Below are 3,113 nucleotides of genomic sequence, written 5' to 3'. Positions count from 1 at the left end.
AATTGTTGGTAGCTAGCAACGATGGATAAGATAGTGGTTGGCTTGAAGAATAAAAGAGGTTCTTCCAAACAAGTACGTCGGACCCACTGAAAAAGGGTCTGAAGACTGTGTACATGGATAGATTAATTCTTCAATTGCATTCAATTTATTAAAACAACAAAGGCCAGTCTCGCAACCAGCCTTTGTTTTTTTGTTATGATTTTCATCTTAAAACATAAGACTAAAAACCTATAACTTAAATCTTCTCCGACAATTCCAACCAACGAAGGGTCTTATTTTCTAATTCTTTATCCAGTATGTTATTTGTACGGTATTGCAAATTTTGTATGGATAAAGATGTGTGTAAGGCAATTGAACAAAGAATAAAATACAATTAGATAAAAGATACCGTAGATATTTTTTATCTGAAATGTTCAGATCGTTGCAAGAATGCCCCTATTTTTTATAGCCTAGGAATAAATGGTATTCGGATGTAAGCGTTGATGATGCAGGAAAATCGTTTTACATGTAGAATAATATTGATGTAAAAAATAAGTAATAAGGTTATCAAATTGGTATTGATAATCTTATTACATATATAAAGTGGCGCTTATTTATTTTTTGATTGATGAATATGGTATTAGTTTGATTAGGTTATGTTTTAGTTTTAAAAATAGAATACAAAATCCTTTTGCATATAAAAATACCTATTGTTTAAACTTGTATATCAACGTAGTGCGTAATCCATAAGAATGTGAATCATCCATAATGGGGTTTACTATTGCACGCACGTCAATTTTATAATTAGGTTCGAAGATCAACGTAAATGTTTCATTTAATTTATACGTTGCACCAAATGAAAAATTTAGATTAATACGCGCAGGTCTTTTGGGCGTATTATGTATGTACGTTACATCATAATACTGTGCAGCCGTACTAATCAATTTTTCTTCTATGGAAAAACCAAAGACAAAACCTGCCGAGCATACAAATTTTAATTTTCGTTTACCGAGTGTGTAATTAAATAAAATAGGTATATCTAAGTCTTTATAACTGTGTATTGTTTTGCCTGAAACCATTAATTCAGATACATTGTTAGAATCAGAGAATATAAAATTAGAATATTGGACCGTTCCTTTATTAATATACCACATACCAGAAGTAATGAAGAAGTGTTTTGTGGACTTTTTATAAATGCTCAATCCAAAAGTATAGCCTGGTTGAGTACTATAAGTTGCTCCATGTGTACCTTTACTAAATGATGCATTGATATATGTAAGATCTGGAGAAGCCATTAAACCAAGCGAATACTTTGATTGTGCATTCGCTTGGTAAATGAATGAAATAAGTACATAGACGATAAATAGCTTTTTTTTCATTAAATATTATTGAAAATTTCCAATCAATATTTAAACTTATAAATTAAGGTTGTACGTAATCCATAAGAATGTGAATCATCTAAGAGCGTTTCATAAATTGCCCGAACATCAATTTTATAATTAGGCTCTATAAATAATGCATATTTATAGTTGATTTTATATAATACGCCCATGCTAAAACAAAAATTTATTCTATCTGGTAATGTGCGATTAGATTTTACATTATAAATATTTGTAGAACTTGGAGATGAAAAAGTTACAGTTTCTCTAATTGCAAATCCAAAACTAAAACCTGTTGAAATGCAAAATTTTAATCTTGATTTGCCTGACATGAAATTTATAAATAACGGCATTTCCAGATCTTTATATTTATGATAATATGTTCCTTTTTCTTTTTTTATAATTGCCCCAGTTGAATCGTAAAAATTTATTAGGATAGATTGTTTAATGCCTTTTTTATCATACCAAATACCAGATGTGATAAAAAAATTTTTTGATATTTTTTTATAAAAAGTAATTCCGAATTTGTAGCCAGGAATTGTAGTATAATCTTTAGCTATTTTATTTCCATTTATATAAGTAAAATCTGGAGAAGCCATTATACCCAATGAATATTGTGATTGGCAATATGATGATTGATTAAAAAAAAACAAAAGTAGAATTGAGGAGATAATTTTCATTTGATATGATTGCTTTGCATTATTAGATGTATTAGATTCTTAATAAATTAAAAATCTAATACATCTAATACATCTAATACATCTAATACATCTAATAATAATTTATTAATGACCTTCAATTGCAGGTACTACAACTTTTATGCCCGAGTAAGTGTAATTTGCATATACAATATAATCATGTAAGCCTCTTGTGCTCATGTAAATATTTTGTATGCAATCGTAATATTGTCCCCCAGATTTAAAATTGTAATCTCCTGTTCTAAGGTCGTTAGTAAATAGATATGGACCACTTTCTTGATAATTCTTACAATTAGTTTTATAATAATAAGCGTGTTGATGTTGGAATGTTAAATTATCGTTTTTAGTAAAAAAGTAGCAAGTTGTAAATAAATGAAAATAAACGCCAAATTTTTTATAAGTACTTTCTCCAATGAAATTTTGATTGTTTGCTGATCCTGGGAGAGATTGTTGACTAGATCCACTAGCCCCCCCGCCACAAAAAATAGAAACTCTATAATTTGTACTTGACCCATTTATTTGACCATCTTCTAATAAATCCAATACATCATCATTGGTGCTGAAAATATAAATTTTTGGATTGCTTACATCGTTCACTAAATCTTGATACATATTTTCATCTGCTTCATTCAATACAGTTACCAAACTTTTAGCTGGGTTGATTTTGCAAATCCATTCTCCAATTTCAAGAATACCATCTGAGTTGACTAATGCAGCTAGTGTTTCGTCATTTATTGTCATTGTGTCGCCAGCTAATCTATTATTGGCGTTTGAATTTTTATACACATCTAGCATAGATGTAAAGCCAGCGTATTTAATTTCTGTTGCACTCGTTCTTAATTCTGCTGAAGTTGTTTTTTGCCTGTTAGTTGTGTCTACAGCAGGTAAAGTAATAAAAGATTCATAGGTGGATCTGTCTTTAAATGCTAAGCGACCATTTTTAACAGCGACATCCTCCTTTTGGGATGTGTTCGGGGCAATTATACTGTTTTCATCTTTACTGTTTTTACAAGCTAAAAAACTTAACGAAAAAGTACATAATAGTAATAAAATAAAA

3 protein-coding genes are annotated in these 3,113 nt (G+C 29.5%); all 3 read right to left on the bottom strand.

Going from position 1 to position 3,113, the window contains the following annotated elements; genetic code table 11:
- Positions 1–686 precede the first annotated feature (686 nt).
- The gene (locus tag Q0543_RS15160; protein ID WP_299254971.1) at positions 687–1,358 is read right to left on the bottom strand and encodes an outer membrane beta-barrel protein; all 672 of its coding nucleotides are present in this window, start codon (positions 1,356–1,358) and stop codon (positions 687–689) included.
- Between the two features lie 23 nt (positions 1,359–1,381).
- Positions 1,382–1,957 carry a hypothetical protein gene (locus tag Q0543_RS15155; protein WP_299254968.1) on the bottom strand — a complete coding sequence of 192 codons (576 nt, stop codon included), beginning with the start codon at positions 1,955–1,957 and terminating at the stop codon, positions 1,382–1,384.
- Positions 1,958–2,143: 186 nt separating this feature from the next.
- A partial coding sequence (locus Q0543_RS15150) for a hypothetical protein (RefSeq protein WP_299254965.1) occupies positions 2,144–3,113 on the bottom strand: 970 nt, incomplete at its 5' end.

It is taken from the genome of uncultured Cytophaga sp. (assembly GCF_937863595.1).
Classification (GTDB): Bacteria; Bacteroidota; Bacteroidia; order Cytophagales; family Cytophagaceae; genus Cytophaga.
This window is presented reverse-complemented; position numbering and strand designations above follow the sequence as displayed.

Excerpts from the sequence above, each read along its gene's own strand:
- Q0543_RS15160 (WP_299254971.1), bottom strand. The coding sequence starts at position 1,358 with ATGAAAAAAAAGCTATTTATCGTCTATGTACTTATTTCATTCATTTAC.
- Q0543_RS15155 (WP_299254968.1), bottom strand. The coding sequence starts at position 1,957 with ATGGCTTCTCCAGATTTTACTTATATAAATGGAAATAAAATAGCTAAA.